The sequence below is a fragment of the Paraburkholderia sp. HP33-1 genome, assembly GCF_021390595.1.
In the GTDB taxonomy this organism is placed as follows: Bacteria; Pseudomonadota; Gammaproteobacteria; order Burkholderiales; family Burkholderiaceae; genus Paraburkholderia.
Map to the genome: position 1 here is coordinate 840,628 of NZ_JAJEJR010000001.1, position 20,737 is coordinate 861,364.

Below are 20,737 nucleotides of genomic sequence, written 5' to 3' on the forward strand. Positions count from 1 at the left end.
GCCGACCGGCCGTTTTCATCTATCTTTCGTCACACCTGATATTCACGTCGAGCAGCGTTCACCTATGACCATCAAATCTGACAAGTGGATCCGGCGCATGGCCGAGTCGCACAAGATGATCGAGCCGTTTGCGCCCGATCAGGTTCGCGTCTCCGAAGACGGCCGGAAGATTGTCAGCTTCGGAACGTCGAGCTACGGCTACGACATCCGCTGCGCCGACGAATTCAAGATCTTCACCAACATCAACTCGACGATCGTCGATCCGAAGAACTTCGACGAGAAGTCGTTTGTCGATTTCAAGGGCGACGTCTGCATCATTCCGCCGAACTCATTCGCGCTTGCGCGCACGGTCGAATACTTTCGCATTCCGCGCAGCGTGCTGACCGTGTGTCTCGGTAAATCGACGTACGCGCGCTGCGGGATCATCGTCAACGTGACGCCGTTCGAGCCGGAATGGGAAGGCCACGTCACGCTCGAGTTCTCGAATACGACACCTTTGCCTGCGAAAATTTACGCGAACGAAGGCGTCGCCCAGGTGCTGTTTTTCGAAAGCGACGAGATCTGTGAAACGTCGTACGCGGATCGCGGCGGCAAATATCAAGGTCAGCACGGCGTCACGTTGCCGAAAACGTGACGTCGGCAGCGTCTTGACCCACCAGTTATTCGGGTGACCGCTGCGATTTTTACGTAACGCAGCGGTCGTTTTCTTTTTGGAGAATCGCCCATGAAGTTCCGTTTTCCCGTCGTCATCATCGACGAAGATTTCCGCTCCGAGAACATCTCGGGTTCCGGCATCCGGGCTTTAGCCGAAGCCATCGAGAAAGAAGGCGCGGAAGTGCTCGGGTTGACGAGCTACGGCGATCTGACGTCGTTCGCTCAGCAGTCGAGCCGCGCGTCGTGCTTCATCCTCTCGATTGACGACGACGAGCTGCTGCCGTACGTCGAAAACGTGGTCGTCGAAGGCGAGACGCCCGAACTCGCCGCCGCGATCGTCGCGCTGCGCGCGTTCGTGACCGAAGTGCGCCGCCGCAACGCCGATATTCCGATCTTCCTGTACGGCGAGACGCGCACCTCGCGCCATCTGCCCAACGACATCCTGCGCGAGCTGCACGGCTTCATCCACATGTTCGAGGACACGCCGGAGTTCGTCGCACGCCATATCATCCGCGAGGCGAAGGTGTATCTCGACTCGCTGGCGCCGCCGTTCTTCAAGGAGCTCGTGCAGTACGCGGAAGAGGGTTCGTACTCGTGGCACTGCCCGGGTCACTCCGGCGGCGTCGCGTTCCTGAAGAGCCCGCTCGGCCAGATGTTCCACCAGTTCTTCGGCGAGAACATGCTGCGCGCCGACGTTTGCAACGCGGTCGACGAACTCGGCCAGCTGCTCGACCACACGGGTCCGGTTGCGGCCTCGGAGCGCAACGCCGCGCGCATCTTCAGCGCCGACCACGTGTTCTTCGTGACCAACGGCACCTCGACGTCGAACAAGATCGTCTGGCACGGCACGGTCGCGCCCGGCGACATCGTGCTGGTCGACCGCAACTGCCACAAGTCGATCCTGCACGCGATCACGATGACCGGCGCGATTCCCGTGTTCCTGACGCCGACTCGCAACAACTTCGGCATCATCGGCCCGATTCCGCGCAGCGAGTTCGAGCCGGAAAACATCCGCAAGAAGATCGAGGCGAACCCGTTCGCCCGCGAAGCGCTCGCGAAGAACCCGAGCCTGAAGCCGCGCATTCTGACGATCACGCAAAGCACGTACGACGGCGTCATCTACAACGTCGAGATGATCAAGGAGATGTTGGGCGAGTGGCTCGACACGCTGCACTTCGACGAAGCGTGGCTGCCGCATGCCGAATTCCACGAGTTCTATCAGGACATGCACGCGATCGGCGCGGGCCGTCCGCGCATCGGCGCGATGGTGTACGCGACGCACTCCACGCATAAGCTGCTCGCCGGCATCTCGCAGGCGTCGCAGATCGTTGTGCAGGATTCGAAGAACAGCCGCTTCGACAAGCACCGCTTCAACGAGGCGTATCTGATGCATACGTCGACGAGCCCGCAGTACGCGATCATCGCGTCGTGCGACGTGGCCGCGGCGATGATGGAAGCGCCGGGCGGCACCGCGCTCGTCGAGGAGTCGATCGCTGAAGCACTCGACTTCCGCCGCGCGATGACCAAGGTCGACACCGAATATGGCGACGACTGGTTCTTCAAGGTGTGGGGCCCCGACCAGTTCGCCGAGGAAGGCATCGGCTCGCGCGAGGACTGGATGCTGCGTCCTGACGACGCATGGCACGGCTTCGGCCCGCTCGCCGAAGGCTTCAACATGCTCGACCCGATCAAGGCGACGATCGTCACGCCGGGTCTCGACATGGATGGCGGCTTCGGCGAAACCGGCATTCCGGCCGCGATCGTCACGAAGTACCTGGCCGAGCACGGCATCATCGTCGAGAAGACGGGGCTGTACTCGTTCTTCATCATGTTCACGATCGGCATCACGAAGGGCCGCTGGAACTCGATGGTGACCGAGCTGCAGCAGTTCAAGGACGACTACGACAACAACCAGCCGCTGTGGCGCGTGCTGCCCGAGTTCGTTCAGCATCATCCGATGTACGAGCGGGTCGGTTTGCGCGATCTGTGCCAGCAGATCCACAGCGTATATCGTGCGAACGACATCGCGCGTCTGACGACCGAGATGTACCTGTCGAGCATGGAGCCGGCGATGAAGCCGTCCGACGCGTTTGCGAAGCTCGCGCATCGCGAGATCGACCGGGTACCGATCGACGAGCTCGAAGGCCGCGTCACGTCGATCCTGTTGACGCCGTATCCGCCGGGTATTCCGCTGCTGATTCCGGGCGAGCGTTTCAACAAGACCATCGTCAACTATCTGCGGTTCGCGCGCGAGTTCAACGAGCGTTTCCCGGGCTTCCATACGGACATCCACGGGCTCGTCGGCGAAATGGTCAACGGACGCATCGAATACTTCGTCGATTGCGTGCGTATTTGACGATGCTGCGGGTGAAGTTTCTGCCGGGCTTGCACGCTATCGGGCGTTGGCGGCGCGGCGCCGGCGTGCTGGTCTTCGCGCTGGCGGCCGGCACCGTGGTGCTCGGCGGCGCCGTGAGTCCGGCGGCGCATGCCGAGGTGGCCGCCGCCGATCCGATCGACGCGTCGATGCGCGCCTGTCTCGCGCGCGCCGACATGTCGACGACGACGGGGCAGGTGCAGTGCATGGACAATGCGCGCATGGGCTGGATGGCCGCGGTTGATAGCGCGTACCAGCAGTTGCTCGCGAAACTGCCGCCCGCGCGGCGCGGGCCGTGGCAAAAGAGCCAGTCGAGCTGGCTCGCGTCGCGCGATGCCGAGAAGCAGTTGCTCGCCGCGGTCTTCGCGACGACCCAAGGCTCGATGTACGTGCTCGCCGAAGCCGACATGCAGTTGCAGCCGGTGCGTGACCGCGCGCTTGTACTGCGCGGCGCGCTCGCCAATGCGAGCGGCCCGGCGCCGCGCCGGCCGCGCGCGTGCAATGCCGATGCGCGCTGCGAACACGCGATGTTCGATCTGAACCGTTACTACCGTGTGCTCGATTCGAAAATGCCGGCGCCGTCGCGGCCCACGCTCGTGCATGCGCAACGCGCGTGGAGCGCATATCTGACGGCATCGACACCGCTCATCGACGAGCGTGGTCGCATCGACATCATCGGCGCGCGTGTCGCGACCATCAAGCGGCTATCCGAAACGGTCGGCAATCACTGACGGCCGCCGACGGGCGCAATCGCGCGCGCATTCAATCCAGCTGATAGCGATCGCCGCGCGGCTGCGGCGGCTCGAGCGCCGGCTCGCCGCGCAGATCGCGGATCGCATCCTCGATCATCGCGGACATCGTGTTGAGCGCAAGGTCGTTCTCGTCGGTGCCGAATGGTTCTTCGAGCTGCGACGCGATCGCTTCGTGCGCCATGAACGTGTAAGCGACGAACACCGCGAAAACCGGCGTGAAAATGCCGATGCTATTGACGAGTCCGAACGGCAGCGACGCGCAGAAGAAGTACACGGTGCGGTGGATCAGCACCGAATACGCGAACGGCAGCGGCGTCGATGCGATGCGCTCGCAGCCGCCGATCACATCCGACAGTCCGCTCAGATTGTGGTCGAACGCGAGCACCGCCATCGGATCGATCGCCCCCGCGCGTGCCGCGCGCTGCACCCATTCGCCGAGGCACAGCATCAGCGCGGCCGGCTTGTAGCGCGATGCCATCACACGTTCGAACAGTGCGCCGGGTAGCCGCGCGGCAAGGTCGTCGCGCGGATCGCTCCTGCGCAACTGATGACGCAGCGCATGCGGTAGCGCGCCCAGTACCGCCAGAAACGCGGCGGCATCTTCTTTGGGCAACTCGCGCGAGGGCAGCGTCAGCACCTGGCGCGTCAGCGAGCGCGACTCATTGAGCAACTGCCCCCACAGCTTGCGCGCTTCCCACCAGCGGTCGTAGCTCGCGTTGTTGCGAAAGCCGAGAAACACCGCGAGCGCGATGCCGACCAGCGAGAACGGCGCGATCGTGTTCAGGTTCAGGCTGACGGGCAGCAGGTGATCGTGCGCGGCGAGCGCAATGATCGAAATGAGGAAGATCAGCGAGAGGCGCGGCAGCAACTGCGGCAGCACCGAACCGTGCCACGCGAGCAGCATGCGGAACCAGTGGACATGCGGGCGGATGATCATGGGAACGCGGTCTGGATCAGGCGATAGAGCGCCTATTATCGATCGCTTTTCGTGTCCCCCAAACAGAGAAACCCGCGGCGTGCGCATCGGGGACGATGCACACGCCGCGGGTTCGTTCACCGCAAGCGGCTCAGCGCGGCCGCGAACCCAGCCTCAGTCGCGCGCCGACGAAGCCGCTCCGTGACTCAGCCAGTCGAGCACGGCCGTGGCGTCATCCTCGGCGCCTTCGCGCGCTTTCTCGACCGTCTCGGCGACTTCGTCGCTTGGCACCGCGCGGCGAATCGCCACGCCGACCGCGAGAATGTCGATCATCACGAGATGCAGGATGCGCGAGATCATCGACAGCTGCGACTCGCGAATCTCGATGTGATCGGTTTCCAGCGCGACGGTCGCGCGTTTCGCGAGCGGCGTGTTGCTCGAAGTGATCGCGATCACCTGCGCGCCGGCCTGCATCGCGACGTCTAGCACGCGCAGCAGCTCGGGCGCGCGCCCCGACTTCGACACCGCCACGATCACGTCGCCCTTGCCGAGCAGCGCCGCCGACGCCGCCTGCATGTACAGATCGCCGTAGGCGATCGTTGGGATGCCGAAGCGGAAGAACTTGTAGTGCGCGTCCTGCGCGACGATGTTCGAATTGCCGAGCCCGTAGAACTCGATGCGCCGCGCGCCGTTCAGCAAGTCGATTGCGCGTTCCACGTGTTCGAAGTTCAGATGCTCGCGCAACTGCAGGATCGCCGACACGGTGTTGTCGAGCACCTTCGCGCCGAAGTCGGTCGCGGTGTCGCCGAGATGAACCTGGCTGTGGCTGACCGGAATCGTGCCGGTCAAACCGGTCGCGAGCTTCAGCTTGAAATCCGACAGCCCCTGGCAGCCGAGCGAGCGGCAGAAGCGGATCACGGTCGGCTGACTGACGTCGGCCTTGCGCGCGATGTCGACGATCGGATCGTTGATGATCGAGCGCGGATGATTGAGCGCGAGATCGGCGACGCGGCGCTCGGCCGGCGTCAGCGCGTCGCGCATCTGGCGAATCCGCTCGAACACCGCCGACGAGCTGCCGCCCGCGCGATTTGATAGCTGCTCGGCAAGAATCGCCGACACGCCGAGGAACGCCGGATATTCGGCGGTAATCACATAAGTCGGCACGTTCTGCAGATACGCCTCGAAGCGGCCCTTCGCCTCGAAGCGCTTGCGGAACGACGAGCGCGCGAAGAACTCGCCGAGACGCGGCACGACGCCGCCGCCGATATAGATGCCGCCGAGCGCGCCGAGCGTCACCGCAATATTGCCGGCGAAGGTGCCGAGAATGCCGCAGAACACGTCGACCGATTCGGCCGCGAGCGGCTCGCCAGCGAGCGCGCGCTTGACGACCTCGGCCGTGTCGACGCTGGCTGCCACGCGCTTCTTGTCGCGGCCCGCGAGTGCGCGATAGATCACCTCGATACCCGGACCCGCGGCCACCCGTTCGAACGACACGTGCGACCACTTCTTGCGCGCGTAGTGCAACACGATGTCTTCACGCTCGTCGGCGGGTGCAAACGTGGCGTGGCCGCCTTCGCTGCCGAGCGCGATCCAGCGGTCGTCGGCGGGGATCAGGCCCGACACGCCCATGCCGGTGCCGGGCCCGAGCAGGCCGATCACGCTGTTCGGCCGGCGTTGGCCGCCGCCCACCTGCACGCGCTGCGCGTCGGTGAGGCCGGGCAGCGCCATCGCGAGCGCGGTGAAGTCGTTGACGACGAGCAGCGTGTCGAAGCCGAGCGCGCGGCGCGTCGCTTCGATCGAAAAGGTCCAGTCGTGATTGGTCATGCTGACCTGGTCGCCGTCGACCGGGTTCGCAATGGCGATTGCCGCGTGATTGACGCGGCCGATCTTCATGTCCTTCAGATACTTCTTGATGACGTCGGCGACGCCCGGGTAGTCCTCGCAAGGGTAGACCTGCACCGAGCCGATCTCGCCGGGGCCCGTCTCGAGCGCGAAGCGCGCATTGGTGCCGCCGATGTCGGCCAGCAGCCTCGGTCCATCGGCGTGCTGGTCCGCGCCCGGCACAGCTTTAGTTTGCACACCAGTAGACATCGAGTCTCACTCCCTTGTCGTTTGCCAACTGCGAGATGGCATTTTTTTGTAGCGCAGCGGACGCGGCGTTGAGCACGTCCATCTTGCGCGGTCCTGCGATCAGCAGAAACAGGTGCTTCACGTCCTTCAGCGCGGACAGCGACCAGCTCACGCGCGCGTGCGGCGCGGCGCCCGGATGCACGGCGACGAAGCGCTCGGTCGTGGTAATCGCGTGATCCCATTCAGGCGCGTCGGCGAAGATCGAAGCGGTGTGGCCGTCCTCGCCCATGCCCAGCACCGCGACATCGGGCGCCGCGGCAAAGCGCGCGTCGGCGTTCAGCGCGGCGACGTGCGAGTGCAGATCCTGCGCGGTGTCGACGAGCGGCCAGAAGGTCGCATCTTTCGCGGCGTTCTGCAGCAACGTGGCGCGGGCGAGCTGGGCGTTGCTCGCGCTATCGGTCTCCGGCACCCAGCGGTCGTCGACCAGCGTGATCGCGATGCGGGGCCAGTCGAACCTTTGCGTCGACAGCGTTTGCAGGAACGGACGCGGGCTGCTGCCGCCGGACACGGCTAGCATGGCTGGGCGCGCGGGCGGCGTCGACGTGCCGGTGGTGGCCGCCGGTGCGGCAAGCGTCGCATGTAACGCGTCGCCCACCGCTTTCGCCAGCGCGTCTGATTGGGCGCGCTGGTCGTCGAAAACGTGAAGCTCGATCACTTCTCCTCCGTGCTGCTTTCTTGTTAGGTCTGCCGGTGGCGGCGCGCGCTGGAATGTTCATCGCGCACGGCGCCGTCCGTCAACTCTTCAAATTCAATTCTCTTCTTCGAACCAGCAGGTGCCATGCTGCGCGAGCATCGCGCTCGCCGCGGCCGGTCCCCACGTGCCCGCCGCGTACGGCTTGGGCAGCTTGGCCGATGCCTTCCATTCGTTCAGGATGGGCTCGACCCAGCGCCATGCGGCTTCCTGTTCGTCGCGCCGCACGAACAGCGCGAGGCGCCCGTGGATCACGTCGAGCAGCAGCCGCTGATACGCCTCCATCTGGCCTTCGCGGAAGAACCGGTCGAACGCAAGATCGAGGTACACGCTCGCGAGGTTCATGCCCTCGCCGGGCTGCTTCGCGAGACAGTACAGACGAATCGTCTCGTTCGGCTGCAGACGGATCACGAGGCGATTCGCGCCCGCGCGCAGCGCCGATGCGCCGAGCGCCGAATGCGGCACCGCACGAAAGTTCACGACGATTTCGGCGACGCGATCGGCGAGCCGCTTGCCCGTGCGCAGGAAAAACGGCACGCCGGCCCAGCGCCAGTTCTCGATCTCGACCTTCAGCGCGACGAAGGTCTCGGTCAGGCTATCCGGCTTCACGCCGTGCTCGGTCGCGTAGGCCGGCACCGCGTTGCCGCGGATCACGCCCGAATGATACTGGCCGCGCACCGCGACCTTGCCGATTTCCTGAGGATCGATCGGTTTGAGTGCGCGTAGCACGCGCAGCTTTTCGTCGCGCACCGAGTCGGAATCCATCGAGTGGGGCGGTTCCATCGCGACGATCGACAGCAACTGTAGCAGGTGGTTCTGCACCATGTCGCGCAGCGCGCCGGTATTGTCGTAGAAATCGCCGCGCGCTTCGACACCGAGCTCCTCGGCGATCGTGATCTGGATGCTCTCGACCCACTCGCGGCGCCACAACGGCTCGAACAGCGCATTGCCGAAACGCAGCGCGAGCAGGTTCTGCACCGGCTCCTTGCCGAGGTAATGGTCGATCCGGTAGATCTGCTCTTCCGCGAAGATTTCACCGACCGCGTCATTGATGGCATTCGACGACTTCAGGTCGTAGCCGAGCGGCTTCTCGAGCACGATGCGCGCGTTGTCGTTCAGGCCTACGGCGGCGAGCGCACGGCAGATCGGCACGAACAGCGACGGACCCGTCGCCAGATAGAACACGCGGATGCCGGGCAGATCCTGAAGCGCGTCGCGCAGCTGCGCGAAGTCGTCCGGATTGCCGAGGTCGATCTTCACGAACTCGATGCGTGCGAGGAAGCTCGTCCATGCGGCTTCTTCGACACCGTTCTTCGACACGTGCGGCTTGACGTGCTCGTCGACCCACTGCAGGTACTCGCCGCGATCCGCGATATGCCGCGCCACCGCGACGATCTTGCCGCGCTCGGCGAGCATGCCGCCCGCGCGGTGCGCTTCGAACAGCGCGGGCAGGATCTTGCGCATCGACAGGTCGCCGGTTCCGCCGAAGAGAACGAAGGTGAAGCTTGAATCGGTTTGCATGAGTCTCCGTCGATGTCCTGAAAGGCCGCCGCGCTGATCGGACCCTGCACGCGCAGCGACCCGGGAGAGCGACCGTAGTCCGATAAAATATTTTTTGACACTGAATTGTAGTTTAACTACAATCCAAATCAAGAGGTAGCGTTAATTCGATGAAAAAAGCGTGCGCGGTGGAGGCTGAATGCACGCTTTGCGAATCGGCGGGCGTTCCTGGCACGTTAATGGACAACGCCTTCCGGTACGTTCCAGCAGGGTGCCGGCGGACCTTACGGAAAGCCGGGGAGTCGACGGGCTTGCGGGGTCGTTGCCCGTGGCCGACGTCGGGCTGGAGTCGGATTGGTGTACGAGGTACCTCGAGTCTGCCGCGCGATGCGGGCAGGCAAAAATGAAAAGAGGAGACAGTCAGTTGCATCCCGAACCACTCACCTCTTGAGCGTCCAGCGGCCGGACATCGGTCCGCCGGCACATGCCCTCGCGCATGCGCCCGACCGTGCTCGATCGCCCAGTGTTTTGCCTGTTTGAACCAACCACAGCACCCTGGCGACATCAGGGGCCATTCGTTTTTTGTTCAGGTGTCTGGAGGAGATAAGCAATGAAATTTCGCGCGATCATGGGCGCTCTGTGCGCTGCGGGTCTGATGTGTGGCGTGTCGGCCGTACAGGCCGCCGAGTCGGTCGAAGTGCTGCACTGGTGGACTTCGGGCGGCGAATCCAAGGCCGTCGGCGTCCTCAAGGACGACATGACGAAGCAGGGTTACACGTGGAAGGACTTCGCGGTTGCGGGCGGCGCTGGCGCGGCTGCCATGACGGCGCTGAAGACGCAGGTGATCTCGGGCAACGCACCGAGCGCCGCGCAGATCAAGGGTCCGCTCATCCAGGACTGGGCTTCGCAGGGCGTGCTGGTGCCGATCGACCCGGTCGCGGGCGACTGGAAGAAGAACCTGCCGCCGCAAATCGACAAGATCATGCAAGCGGACGGCCACTACGTCGGCGCGCCGTTCTCGGTGCATCGCGTGAACTGGCTGTACATCAACAAGGCAGCGCTGGACAAGGCAGGCGGCAAGGTGCCGACCACGTGGGCTGAGTTCTTCGCGGTGGCCGACAAGATGAAGGCCGCGGGCATCCAGCCGATCGCGATGGGCGGCCAGCCGTGGCAGGACCTGACGCTGTGGGAAGACGTCGTGCTGTCGGAAGGCGCGGACTTCTACAGGAAGGCGCTCGTCGACCTCGACGAGAAGACGCTGACCTCGGAGAAGATGGTTCAGGTGTTCGACACGGTCCGCAAGATCCAGGGCTACTTCGACGCGGGCCGCACGGGCCGTGACTGGAACCTCGCCACGGCCATGGTCATCAACGGCAAGGCCGGCATGCAGTTCATGGGCGACTGGGCTAAGGGTGAATTCACCAACGCCGGCAAGAAGTCGGGCACGGACTACATCTGCGCCGTGGTGCCGCAAACGGACAAGGCCTACACGTTCAACGTCGACTCGTTCGTGTTCTTCCAGCAGAAGGGCCAGAAGGCCGCGACGCCGGGCCAGCTCGCGCTCGCGAAGACGATCATGTCGCCGGACTTCCAGGAGCAGTTCAGCCTGTACAAGGGCTCGATCCCGGTGCGTCTCGGCGTGTCGATGGACAAGTTCGACGACTGTGCGAAGAAGTCGTACGCGGATGAGCAGATCGCGATCAAGGCCGGCGGTTATGTGCCGTCGCTCGCTCACGGCATGGCTCAGCCGGATGCCGCTGCAGGCGCGATCTCCGACGTCGTCACGAAGTTCATGAACTCGCAGGAAGATTCGAAGACCGCGGTTCAGGCTCTCGCGAAGGCAGCGAAGACCAAGTAAGCGTAAAAAGAAGTGTTGCGCCCGGCGGCCTGCATCTGAAGCACCGGGCGCTTCCTTCGGGTCGTGTTGGGCCGGACCACGAACTGCTTTGGTTCGCAGCGGTGTCCGGCGCCACGCGGCTCACCCCGGTTTCATGGAGTCACACCCAGGCCGTCGCGGTCGGGCGCCAAGCGCGCACGGGAAGCCGGACGGTACAGTTTCAGCAGGAGTCGAGTAGTGACTGCTTCCATCAGCGGAAACGGGAAAACGGCCACCGTTACCCGCCGCACGTCGCCCATGGCGGCCCTTGCCGATCGCTATATTCCGAAGCTGGTGCTCGCACCCAGCGTCGTCATCAGCCTTATCTTCGTGTATGGCTTTATTGCCATCACCGGCTATCTGTCGCTGTCTACTTCGCGGCTGATGCCTCGTTGGGAGTTCGCGGGTCTCGACCGCTATCGCGAGCTGTTCCAGAACGACGTGTTCTGGACGTCGGCCGCGAATCTCGGCTGGTTCGGCATCCCGTTCATCGGTATCTGCATCGGGCTGGGACTGCTGCTCGCGATCCTGCTCGATCAGCAGATCCGCAACGAAGGCGCGCTGCGCGCCGTGTTCCTGTATCCGATGGCGCTGTCGTTCATCGTGACCGGCACCGCGTGGCAATGGATTCTGACGCCGAGCATCGGCATCGAAAAGGTGTTTCACGACTGGGGCTGGACGAGCTTCTCGTTCAACTGGCTCGGCGACCCGGACAGGGCGATCTTCTGTATCGTGATCGCTGCGGTCTGGCAATCCACCGGTTTCGTCATGGCGCTGTTCCTCGCCGGTTTGCGCGGCGTCGACAGCGAAATCTTCAAGGCCGCGCAAATGGACGGCGCGAACCTGCCGACCATCTACCGCAAGATCGTGATTCCGAGCATGCGGCCGGTATTCTTCTCCGTGCTGCTGATCCTTTGCCACATCACCATCAAGACGTTCGACCTGGTCGTCGCGCTGACCGCGGGCGGTCCGGGCACCTCGTCGTCGCTGCCGGCCATCTTCATGTACACGTTTTCGTTCAATCGCGGGCAGCTCGGCGTCGGCGCGGCATCGTCGATCATGATGCTCGCCACCGTCGTGGCCGTGCTCGTGCCGCTGATGTATATGGAATCGAGGAGCACGCGCAATGCAGCCTAAGATGACGATTAGCCGTGCCGTCATTTACGCGGCCCTGGTCCTGTTCGCCCTGTACTTCCTGTTTCCGCTGTACGTGATGCTGTCGACGTCGTTCAAGGACATCGACCAGCTGCGCACCGGCAACCTGCTGACGCCGCCGACGAGCTGGAGCTTCGCGCCGTGGATCAAGGCATGGAGCGGCGCGTGTACCGGCGTGCGCTGCGACGGCATGCAGCCGTTCTTCATGAACTCGGTGCGCATGGTGATTCCGGCCGTGCTGATCTCGTCGATCATCGGCGCGTTCAACGGCTACGTGCTCACGCACTGGCGTTTCCGCGGCGCCGATCCGATCTTCACGATGCTGCTGGTCGGCTGCTTCATCCCGTTCCAGGCGATCCTGCTGCCGATGGCGCGCCTCGAAGGTATCCTGGGTCTCTCGAACACGGTGGCCGGCCTCGTGCTCGTGCACGTGATCTACGGTATCGCGTTCACGACGATGTTCTTCCGCAACTTCTACGTGAGCGTGCCGGCTGAACTCGTGAAGGCCGCGCGTATCGACGGCGCGGGTTTCTTCACGATCTTCACGAAGATCCTGCTGCCGGTGTCGCTGCCGATCTTCATGGTGTGTCTGATCTGGCAATTCACGCAGATCTGGAACGACTTCCTGTTCGGTATCGTGTTCTCCGGCGTCGATTCGATGCCGATCACCGTGGCCCTGAACAACCTCGTGAACACCTCGACCGGCGTGAAGGAATACAACGTGGACATGGCCGGCGCGATCATCGCGGCGCTGCCGACGCTGCTCGTCTACATCATCGCCGGACGTTACTTCGTGCGCGGCCTGACCGCGGGCGCGGTGAAGGGCTAAACCATCCGAGAGCGACGGCGGTTCATGGAACTCGTGCCGCCGTCACCCGAAAAGACGTTTTCAAGCAGTACCAGAGACAAGAGGATTCACAGCATGGCAAGCCTTTCCATCCGTGACGTGTACAAGACCTACCCGAACGGGGTGCCGGTTCTGAAGGGTGTCAACATCGACATCGAAGACGGCCAGTTCCTGATTCTGGTCGGCGGCTCGGGCTGCGGTAAGTCGACGCTGCTCAACATGATTGCCGGTCTCGAAACCGTGACCAAGGGCGAGATCCAGATCGACGGCAAGACGGTCAACAACCTGTCGCCGAAAGATCGCGACATCGCGATGGTGTTCCAGTCGTACGCGCTTTATCCGTCGATGACGGTGCGCGACAACATCTCGTTCGGCCTGAACATCCGCAAGGTGCCCAAGCAGGAGCAGACGCAGATCGTCGAGCGCGTCTCGAACACGCTGCAGATCAAGCATCTGCTCGACCGCAAGCCGGGTCAGCTGTCGGGCGGCCAGCGTCAGCGCGTCGCAATGGGCCGCGCGCTCGCGCGCGATCCGGTGATGTTCCTGTTCGACGAGCCGCTGTCGAACCTCGACGCGAAGCTGCGTATCGAGATGCGTTCGGAAATCAAGCTGCTGCATCAGCGCCTCGGCACGACGATCGTCTACGTGACGCACGACCAGATCGAAGCGATGACGCTCGGGGACCGCATCGCGGTGATGAAGGACGGCATCGTGCAGCAGTTCGGCGCGCCGCAGGAAATCTACGACTCGCCGTCGAACCTGTTCGTCGCGGGCTTTATCGGTGCGCCGCCGATGAACTTCATCGAAGGCAAGCTGGTCGAGCAGGGCTCGGGCGTCGGCATCGAGCTCGATACGGGCGTCGCGCGCAAGGTGCTGGTGCTGCCGTTCGATTCGGCGAAGGTGCGCTCGCACATCGGCAATAACGTGGTTCTCGGTCTGCGGCCGGAGCGCATCACCGACAAGCGCGGCGCGCACGGAGACGACTCGAAGCTGCAGCCGGTCGAAGTGAAGGTCGACGTGATCGAGCCGACCGGTCCGGACACGCTGGTGTTCGCGCAGATCAACGGCAAGCGCGTGGTGAGCCGTGTGCATCCGGCGTCGAACCCGCAACCGATGATGAATACGACGCTGCTGTTCGATACGTCGAAAGCAGTGCTGTTCGATCCGGCGAATGAAGAGCGGATTGCGTAAGCGTTAAAGCCGTCGCTTCAGAAAGGCCCCATGCGTCGAGTTGCGCATGGGGTTTTTGTTTTTTGCAGCCGTTACGCCGTATCGGGCAAACGCAAGTCCGGATTATTGCGCGCGAGCTCGCTGACCCAATCGATGAACGCGCGCAGCCGCGAGCTCAGATTGCGGCGATGCGCATACAGGATCGACAGCGGCGTGCCGGGGCTCGTGTAGTTGCCGAGGATCTCCGTGAGCGCCCCTTGCTCGATCAGATGCGCAACCATGAATCGCGACGGCTGGATGATGCCGTGTCCGAGCACGGCCGCGCCGATGTACACCGAGCCGTCGTTGACCGCGAGCGTGCTATTCATGGCTACGCGCTCGATTTCGCCGTCCACCTCGTATTCGAACGGGAAGGTCCTGCCGGTGCGTGCGGACACGTAGTTGACGGCGCGATGATTGGCGAGTTCGGCGAGCGTGGTTGGCGTGCCGTATTTCTTCAGATACGCCGGCGACGCGCACGTCACGATGCGCGCAAGACCGATGCGCCTCGCGACGAGGCTGGATTCCTCCGGCGTGCCCATCCGGATCACGCAATCGACGGCGTCCTGAATCAGATCGATGTTGCGATCCGCGAGACCAAGACGCACGTCGATCGCGGGGTATTGGGCGTAGAAGTCGTCGAGCGCGGGCAGCAGCAGCGAGCGTGCGAGCGTGCCGGAGGTGTCGACGCGTATCGTGCCGGCCGGGTTCTCGCGTTTGTTCGATAGCGACGACTCCGCATCGGCGACGTCGGCGAGAATGCGCACGCAGCGCTCGTAAAACGACGCGCCGTCTTCGGTGACGCTGACCTGGCGCGTCGAGCGGTTCAGGAGCCGCACGCCGACGTGCTCCTCGAGCGCCTGGATCGTGCGGCTGACCTTCGCACGTGGCAGATCGAGCGATTCCGAAACCTTGGTGAAGCTGTTCGCTTCAACCACACGCGTGAAGATCTCCATCGCTTCGAAACGGTCCATCGTGTGCCTTGTGGGTGGTGAGCCGAAAGGAGGGCGAGGCGGGCTTGCAATACGACAGAAAGTCTACAGCCAGGAATCCGGGTTGTCTGCCTGAGAGCGCCAGCCACCGCCGCTCGTGGCTCAATCCCGGTCCGGCGCGCCCAGCGGAAACAGCGGCCGGTACGGCCGCGCTTCGTCGACCGCGCGTGCGAACGACGGCCGCGCGAGCAGCCGCCGCCGGTACGCGCGCACGTGTTCGAACGCGGGGTCGATGGGATGCGTCCAGTCGGCGTAGAAGAGGAACGGCGCGGCGCCGCAGTCGGCGAGGCTGAAGCTGTCGCCGGCGGCCCATTCGCGCCCGGCCATGTGTCGGTCGAGCCATGCATACGAGGTGTCGAGCAGCGCGCGCGCATCGGCGACGCCGCGCGTGTCGCGCTCGGCTTCGGCGCGCAGTCTATCGAAGACGATCTTTTGCTGCGGCGTCGAAATGTAGTTGTCGAAGAAGCGGTCCATGCTGCGTACTTCAAGCGCGGCGCGCGGATCGGCGGGCAACAGCGTGACGGGCCCCGGATAGTGCTGGCCCAGATATTCGATGATGATGCTCGCCTCGACCACCGTGCGCTCGCCGTCGACGAGCACGGGGTAGCGCTTGATCGGCCACAGCGCGGCGAATTCGGCCATGACCTGCGGGTCGTCGTGCGCGAGCAGGCGCATCTCGAACGGCGTGCCGTTTTCGTACAGCGCGGTCAGGGCCTTCTGGCAATAGGACGAGAACGGGTGGGCATAAAGCTTCAGAGGCATTGCGATCACCTTTGACGGTTGCACAGTGCGCCGTGACACCGATGGCCACCGCGCGACGGCCAGGCTGGCCGTCTACGCAACGACGAACGACGGCCCCGGAAATCGACCTCAGTCCTTCACGTTTGCCCCATGTGCCGGCAACGCCCCCGGCTGCAACAGCACGACGACCGCGCCGGCGCCGCCATCATGCGGGCGGGCCTGACAGAACGCGATCACCTCGGATTTCTGCACGAGCCACGCGCGCACCTTGCCCTTCAGCACGGGCTCCTTGCCGATCGACCCCAGACCCTTGCCGTGGATCACGCGCACGCAGCGCATGCCGCGCTTCACCGATTCGCGGATGAATTCGGCGAGCGCCTCGCGTGCTTCCTCGCGCCGCATGCCGTGCAGGTCGATCTGCGCCTGCACGATCCAGTCGCCACGCCGCAACTTGCGCACGACGTCGCGGCTCACGCCGGGGCGGCAATACGACAGCGTTTCGTCGGTTTCGAGCAGCACCTCGGGATCGAACTCGTCGGAGATCGCTTCGTGCAGCACCGCTTCCTCGTCGAGCAGCGTCTGCACCGGCAGCGGCGGCGGGGGATTGCGCGTGAGCGTCGCACGCGGTGCACTCGCGAGCGGCGCGACTTCGCCGATCTCGCGGCGGAACAGATTAGCGTCGGCGGCCGCTTCGCGCTGCGCCGCTTTCGCCGCCGCCTGTTCGCGCTCGCGCCGCTCGGCGTCACCCTTTAACGCTTCACGCAATGCGCCGAGGCCAGCGAGCCCCGACGCGCGATCGAGCTTCGGCGCGACGGCCGGCGCAGCCGCTACGGGCGCGGGACGCGCGGCGGCTTGCGGGCGTTTTGGTTCGTTCGGATGGGGCTGATTCTTCGGCATATCGGTAATACAGGCGGAAAGATCAATGGGTCGTGCTGGCAACGCGCCCAACGCACATTGCCAAAGCGGCAAAAACGACAAAGGCCGCCGGCATTTCAGCCGCGGCCTTCGTGAGCAAACGACGGCCGCGCTGCGCGCCACCGTCATTTTACTGTCGCGCCCGTTGTCGCGACTTCGCGTCGCCATACGGCAACGCGCCGCAGATCAGCGCTCCGCTTCCGCGCTCATCACATGCTCGCCGTCCATCTCGTTGATGGTCTCGAGATAGCGCTGCGCGTCGAGCGCGGCCATACAGCCGGTGCCCGCGCTCGTGATCGCCTGGCGATAGATGTGGTCCTGCACGTCGCCGGCGGCGAACACGCCCGGCACGCTGGTCGCGGTTGCGAACCCGTTGAGGCCGCCCTTCGTGATGATGTAGCCGTTCTTCATCTCGAGCTGGCCTGCGAAGATATCGGTGTTCGGTTTGTGGCCGATCGCGACGAACACGCCCTGCAGCGCGATGTCGGTGGTTTCACCCGTCTGCGTGTGCTTGATGCGCAGGCCGGTCACGCCGGATGCGTCGCCGGTCACTTCGTCGAGCACGTGGTTCCACTTGATCTCGACGACGCCTTCCTTCTCCTTGGCGAGCAAACGGTCGATCAGGATCGGCTCGGCGCGGAACTTGTCGCGGCGATGGATCACGGTCACCTTCTTCGCGATGCCGGCGAGGTACAGCGCCTCTTCAACGGCCGTATTGCCGCCGCCGATCACGGCGACATGCTGCTGACGATAGAAGAAGCCGTCGCAGGTCGCGCAGGCCGACACGCCCTTGCCCATGAACGCCTCTTCCGACGGCAGGCCGAGATACTGTGCCGACGCACCGGTCGAGATGATCAGCGAGTCGCACGTGTATTCGCCCGAATCGCCGATCAGGCGAATCGGCTTCTCATCGAGCTTCGCCGTGTGGATGTGGTCGAAGATGATTTCGGTGTTGAAGCGCTCGGCGTGTTCGAGGAAGCGCGCCATCAGTTCCGGGCCTTGCACGCCGTTGGCGTCGGCCGGCCAGTTTTCGACGTCGGTCGTGGTCATCAGCTGGCCGCCTTGCGCGAGGCCGGTGACGAGCACCGGCGCGAGGTTGGCGCGCGCCGCGTAAACCGCCGCCGTATAGCCGGCGGGACCGGAGCCGAGAATCAGAACCTTGGCGTGTTTCGTTGCAAGTGCGGGCATGATTGAATCCTTGTACGGCGCGCGGCTCGCTGTTGCGTAGCCGTGCGTATTAGAGCTGAAACTATAGATGGGTATCAGTCCGGCATTATAAAGGGCGGGGCGCGCGGCCGCGCCATCAAGCTTTCCGATCGCCGCGATAGCGTGGCCGCGCGCCCGGACAGCGCGAGCGCGCGGCGCAATGCGACGAATTTCGCGCGCCTCGCCAATGCATCTGTGGCCAAACCGCCAAGTTACCGTCATTTACAGCCTCGCGCGGGGCGCAGCGCTTACAATAGGCCGGATCGAAGTTTCCGATAGCCGGGATCGGGCTCGCAGCCGCGCGCGGCGAGGCTCGGGCCGCGTTCCCGGCGACAGTATCAGCCTGAACGGGCTACCCCAGGCAAACAGGATCAATGGCAAAAGCTCCTTATTCCGCGAGCGCGCAGGCATTGCCGCACCGCATGTCGCGCCTCTTCACCGAAATCCGCTGGATTCTGCAGGTGGCGCTCGGCGTGTTCCTGCTGATGTCGCTCGTCAGCTACAGCAGGCACGACCCGAGCTGGACCTACGCCGCCCACGTTGACCGTATCGCGAACTGGGCGGGCCGCGTCGGCGCGTGGACCTCGGACATCCTGTTGATGCTGTTCGGCCTGTCCGCCTACTGGTGGATCGTGCTGCTCGGCCGCCACATCTCCGCGAACTACAGGCGCATCACCCGCAACGAAGATTCCTACGACGACGAAGCGCCGCGCGGCGTGAGCTGGCTTGCGGACGCGTTCGCGTTCATGCTCGTGCTGCTGTCGTGCAACGGCCTCGAGGCGCTGCGCATGTGGTCGTTGAAAGTGCAGTTGCCGCGCGCGCCGGGCGGCGTGATCGGCGAGGCGGTCGCGCGTGGCATATCGCACGCGCTCGGTTTCACCGGCGGCACGCTCGCGCTGCTGCTCGGTCTCGCGATCGGGCTGTCGCTGTACTTCCGCTTTTCTTGGCTGTCGGTCGCCGAGAAGGTTGGCGATTCGATCATTTCCGCGGTGACGTTCGCGAAGCTGCGCCGCGAGGCCGGGCGGGATCGCAAGCTCGGCGAAGCGGCCGCGGTAAAGCGCGAGGGTAAGGTCGAGAAGGGCCGTGTGCGCATCGAGGAGCACGAGCCCGTGATGATCGTGCCGCCCATCGTCACACCGGCGAAGTCGGAGCGCGTCGAGAAGGAACGCCAGGTGCCGCTCTTCACCGATCTGCCAGGCGACTCCACGCTGCCGCCCATCTCGCTGCTCGATCCCGCGCCCGCCGCGCAGGAAACTATCTCCGCCGACACGCTCGAATTCACCTCGCGTCTGATCGAGAAGAAGCTCAAGGACTTTGGTGTCGAAGTGAGCGTGGTCGCCGCGTATCCGGGGCCCGTCGTCACGCGCTACGAAATCGAGCCGGCCACGGGCGTGAAGGGCAGCCAGATCGTCAATCTCGCCAAGGATCTCGCGCGGTCGCTGTCGCTCGTGTCGATCCGCGTCGTCGAAACGATTCCGGGCAAAAACTACATGGCGTTGGAGCTGCCGAACCAGCGCCGTCAGACCGTGAGCCTGTCCGAAATTCTCGGCTCGGCTGTCTATGCGGATGCCGCGTCGCCGCTCACGATGGGTCTCGGGAAGGACATCGGGGGCAAGCCGGTGTGCGCCGACCTGGCGAAGATGCCGCACCTGCTCGTCGCCGGCACGACCGGTTCGGGCAAGTCGGTCGGTATCAACGCGATGATCCTGTCGCTGCTGTACAAGGCGAGCGCCGAGCAGGTGCGCATGATCCTGATCGATCCGAAGATGCTCGAAATGAGCGTCTACGAAGGCATTCCGCATCTGCTGTGTCCGGTCGTCACCGACATGCGTCAGGCGGGCCACGCGCTGAACTGGGCGGTCGCCGAAATGGAGCGCCGCTACAAGCTGATGAGCAAGGTCGGTGTGCGTAACCTCGCCGGCTACAACCACAAGATCGACGAAGCGGCCAAGCGCGAAGAGAAGCTGCCGAATCCGTTCAGCCTCACGCCGGACGATCCGGAACCGCTCACGCGTTTGCCGAACATCGTGATCGTCATCGACGAACTGGCCGACCTGATGATGGTCGTCGGCAAGAAGGTCGAAGAGCTGATCGCGCGGATCGCGCAGAAGGCGCGCGCGGCTGGTATTCACCTGATTCTCGCGACGCAGCGTCCGTCGGTCGACGTGATCACCGGCCTGATCAAGGCCAACGTGCCGACGCGCATGGCGTTCCAGGTGTCGTCGAAGATCGACTCGCGCACGATTCTCGACCAGCAGGGCGCCGAGTCGCTGCTTGGCATGGGCGACATGCTGTACCTGCCGCCAGGCTCCGGTTTGCCGGTGCGCGTGCATGGCGCGTTCGTGTCGGATGACGAAGTGCATCGTGTCGTCGACAAGCTCAAGGAGCAGGGCGAGCCGAACTATATCGAGGGCATCCTCGAGGGCGGCGTGAGCGGCGAGGGCGATGAAGGTTCAGCGGGAGCCGCGTCCACCGAAGGCGAGTCGGACCCGTTATACGATCAGGCAGTCGACGTCGTGCTGAAGAACCGCCGCGCGTCGATCTCGCTCGTACAGCGGCACCTGCGCATCGGCTACAACCGGGCGGCGCGTCTGCTCGAACAGATGGAGAATTCGGGCGTGGTGTCGGCGATGTCGTCGAACGGCAATCGCGAGATTCTGGCGCCGGCGCGCGAAACGGAATAGCCGCAGCCGTTTGCGGCCATTTCACGCGCCGCCGCGCGTACCGTGGTGTGCACCGCTATGGCTCGACGCCGGGCCACTCGCTTGGTGTTCAGCGA

Annotated in this window: 16 protein-coding genes; 8 read left to right on the forward strand and 8 right to left on the reverse strand. The window is 64.2% G+C overall.

Annotated elements, in window-relative coordinates; all coding sequences use genetic code 11:
- The first annotated feature begins 64 nt into the window (after positions 1-64).
- The 3 genes from dcd to L0U81_RS03865 all read left to right on the forward strand — a co-directional run bounded on the left by dcd (position 65) and on the right by L0U81_RS03865 (position 3,759).
- A complete protein-coding gene (gene dcd / locus L0U81_RS03855) occupies positions 65-634 on the forward strand; it encodes a dCTP deaminase (protein ID WP_233800261.1) in 570 nt (189 codons plus the stop codon).
- A 90-nt stretch (positions 635-724) separates the two neighbouring features.
- Positions 725-3,010 carry an arginine/lysine/ornithine decarboxylase gene (locus L0U81_RS03860; RefSeq protein ID WP_233800262.1) on the forward strand — a complete coding sequence of 762 codons (2,286 nt, stop codon included), beginning with the start codon at positions 725-727 and terminating at the stop codon, positions 3,008-3,010.
- A gap of 2 nt (positions 3,011-3,012) precedes the next feature.
- Positions 3,013-3,759, forward strand: coding sequence for a lysozyme inhibitor LprI family protein (locus tag L0U81_RS03865; RefSeq protein ID WP_233804203.1), 747 nt, complete (start codon positions 3,013-3,015; stop codon positions 3,757-3,759).
- 31 nt (positions 3,760-3,790) lie between these two features.
- Here L0U81_RS03865 and L0U81_RS03870 read toward each other — a convergent pair whose 3' ends face one another.
- The 4 genes from L0U81_RS03870 to zwf all read right to left on the reverse strand — a co-directional run bounded on the left by L0U81_RS03870 (position 3,791) and on the right by zwf (position 9,038).
- On the reverse strand, positions 3,791-4,717 hold the full coding sequence (locus tag L0U81_RS03870; protein ID WP_233800263.1) for a bestrophin family protein: 927 nt from the start codon (positions 4,715-4,717) through the stop codon (positions 3,791-3,793).
- Positions 4,718-4,870: 153 nt separating this feature from the next.
- On the reverse strand, positions 4,871-6,787 hold the full coding sequence (locus L0U81_RS03875; protein WP_233800264.1) for a bifunctional transcriptional regulator/glucokinase: 1,917 nt from the start codon (positions 6,785-6,787) through the stop codon (positions 4,871-4,873).
- Complete coding sequence (gene pgl / locus L0U81_RS03880; RefSeq protein ID WP_233800265.1) at positions 6,765-7,481, reverse strand: 6-phosphogluconolactonase; 717 nt, start codon at positions 7,479-7,481, stop codon at positions 6,765-6,767. Before pgl ends, L0U81_RS03875 begins: the two co-directional genes overlap by 23 nt.
- 93 nt (positions 7,482-7,574) lie before the next feature.
- Positions 7,575-9,038, reverse strand: coding sequence for a glucose-6-phosphate dehydrogenase (gene zwf, locus L0U81_RS03885; protein WP_233800266.1), 1,464 nt, complete (start codon positions 9,036-9,038; stop codon positions 7,575-7,577).
- A gap of 589 nt (positions 9,039-9,627) precedes the next feature.
- Here zwf and L0U81_RS03890 point away from each other — a divergent pair.
- The 4 genes from L0U81_RS03890 to L0U81_RS03905 all read left to right on the forward strand — a co-directional run bounded on the left by L0U81_RS03890 (position 9,628) and on the right by L0U81_RS03905 (position 14,086).
- Positions 9,628-10,875 carry an ABC transporter substrate-binding protein gene (locus tag L0U81_RS03890; RefSeq protein ID WP_233800267.1) on the forward strand — a complete coding sequence of 416 codons (1,248 nt, stop codon included), beginning with the start codon at positions 9,628-9,630 and terminating at the stop codon, positions 10,873-10,875.
- Between the two features lie 216 nt (positions 10,876-11,091).
- On the forward strand, positions 11,092-12,030 hold the full coding sequence (locus tag L0U81_RS03895) for a carbohydrate ABC transporter permease (protein ID WP_233800268.1): 939 nt from the start codon (positions 11,092-11,094) through the stop codon (positions 12,028-12,030).
- Positions 12,020-12,877, forward strand: a complete 858-nt coding sequence (locus L0U81_RS03900; protein ID WP_233800269.1) for a carbohydrate ABC transporter permease — start codon at positions 12,020-12,022, stop codon at positions 12,875-12,877. Before L0U81_RS03895 ends, L0U81_RS03900 begins: the two co-directional genes overlap by 11 nt.
- A 93-nt stretch (positions 12,878-12,970) precedes the next feature.
- Positions 12,971-14,086, forward strand: a complete 1,116-nt coding sequence (locus tag L0U81_RS03905) for an ABC transporter ATP-binding protein (RefSeq protein ID WP_233800270.1) — start codon at positions 12,971-12,973, stop codon at positions 14,084-14,086.
- Between the two features lie 71 nt (positions 14,087-14,157).
- On the opposite strand, the gene L0U81_RS03910 is transcribed toward L0U81_RS03905, so the two are convergent.
- The 4 genes from L0U81_RS03910 to trxB form a co-directional block, all read right to left on the reverse strand.
- Complete coding sequence (locus L0U81_RS03910; RefSeq protein WP_233800271.1) at positions 14,158-15,078, reverse strand: LysR family transcriptional regulator; 921 nt, start codon at positions 15,076-15,078, stop codon at positions 14,158-14,160.
- A gap of 120 nt (positions 15,079-15,198) precedes the next feature.
- Complete coding sequence (locus L0U81_RS03915; RefSeq protein WP_233800272.1) at positions 15,199-15,858, reverse strand: glutathione S-transferase family protein; 660 nt, start codon at positions 15,856-15,858, stop codon at positions 15,199-15,201.
- Between the two features lie 108 nt (positions 15,859-15,966).
- A complete protein-coding gene (locus L0U81_RS03920) occupies positions 15,967-16,734 on the reverse strand; it encodes a Smr/MutS family protein (protein WP_233800273.1) in 768 nt (255 codons plus the stop codon).
- 204 nt (positions 16,735-16,938) lie between these two features.
- The gene (trxB, locus tag L0U81_RS03925; protein ID WP_233800274.1) at positions 16,939-17,940 is read right to left on the reverse strand and encodes a thioredoxin-disulfide reductase; all 1,002 of its coding nucleotides are present in this window, start codon (positions 17,938-17,940) and stop codon (positions 16,939-16,941) included.
- Positions 17,941-18,332: 392 nt separating this feature from the next.
- Between trxB and L0U81_RS03930 the strand changes: the two genes are divergently transcribed.
- Positions 18,333-20,642, forward strand: coding sequence for a DNA translocase FtsK (locus L0U81_RS03930; RefSeq protein WP_233800275.1), 2,310 nt, complete (start codon positions 18,333-18,335; stop codon positions 20,640-20,642).
- Positions 20,643-20,737 lie beyond the last annotated feature (95 nt).